Below are 1166 nucleotides of genomic sequence, written 5' to 3' on the forward strand. Positions count from 1 at the left end.
CACTGGCGACCGCGCTGGGCGGCCCACCGGTCCCCGCTCGGATGGCCGATGCCGAGGACAGCGCGGTCGCCGCTGCCCACGCAGCGCTCTACCGTGCCGCTCGCGCCGCCGTCGCCTCCCATCGCGGGGTCGGTTCTCATCGCGGGGTCGGTTCCGATCACGTGTCCCCACGAGACTGATCCCGGATTGCCCACGTTTGCGCCCACTCGCCGAGTGAGCGGGCGGGGCGTGCGACGCGGCCGCGTGAGCGGGCCTCAGCCCTCGTTGCGGCGCACCATCTCGCCGATCCACTCCGGAACGTAGGGCGAGGTGCAGCCCGCGGGCGTCGGGTAGTCCCGGAGCACCCCCAGTCGTTCGCCGATCTCCAGTGCGCGCGGCCGCAGGTCCGGGTGATGGATCCCGATCTGCGCCAGGCACGTGTTCATCTCCCACTGCAGCCGCTCGTGCGCCTCGGCCATCTCGGCCTCGATCGCGTCCAACAGCCCGGACGAGTCCAACCCGTCCGGCTTCTTGACCACCCTGTCGGCGGTGAGCGCCCACCCGGCGGCGGCGACCACCGGATCGGGGTCACCCAGCCACTCCAGGCGGAGTTGCTCGGCGTGCGGGCCCTTCATCACCACGTACCCGACCAGCCAGTCGTGCACCTTGCGGGTGCGGGCCTCGCGCAGCATCGCGTCCAGCTGACCGCCGGAGAACTCCTTGGGGCGGCAGATCAGCAACGCGAGCAGGCGCGCCGCCGAGTCGCCGGTGGCCCACAGTTCCTCCGCGAACGACTGGTTCTTCTTGATCCGCTTGGCCACCCCGCGCAGCGTGGTCAGGTTGACCCCGTGGTCGTCGCCGTGCCGCTCGTTGACGGCCAGGATCCTGGGGTCCTCCAGCGCGGCCAGCTCGGCCATCACCTCGTCGAGATCCGGCTCGCTCGTCGTGGTCATATCGGTCTCCTCCTCCGCGCCGCCCCGCGCCCACGGTCCTATACTCGCCGGATGCGCCTGCGGAGCATCCGTCCCGACCTGCTCGACCGCGCCGCGCCGGTCGCCGGGTGGCGTGAGGGACTCCTGGCTCAGAAGGTACTCCGCGGGCTCACCGAGGGCCATCACCGTCGCCCGCGGCCGGGACGCGTCCGCGCGATGCCGGATCCGGCCCGGCTCGGCCGACTCACGTCGCCG

Annotated in this window: 1 protein-coding gene and 1 pseudogene; one reads left to right on the top strand and one right to left on the bottom strand. The window is 72.5% G+C overall.

Annotated elements, in window-relative coordinates; translation table 11 throughout:
- Positions 1 to 254 precede the first annotated feature (254 nt).
- Positions 255 to 932: a DNA alkylation repair protein gene (locus tag G6017_RS13895; RefSeq protein ID WP_182617872.1), complete on the bottom strand. Its 678-nt coding sequence runs from the start codon at positions 930 to 932 to the stop codon at positions 255 to 257.
- Positions 933 to 983: 51 nt separating this feature from the next.
- On the opposite strand from G6017_RS13895, the pseudogene G6017_RS16525 reads away from it, so the two are divergent.
- Positions 984 to 1166: pseudogene (locus G6017_RS16525) on the top strand (hypothetical protein); the annotation flags it as partial.

The sequence above is a fragment of the Dietzia sp. B44 genome, from assembly GCF_014145245.1.
Lineage (GTDB): Bacteria > Actinomycetota > Actinomycetes > Mycobacteriales > Mycobacteriaceae > Dietzia > Dietzia natronolimnaea.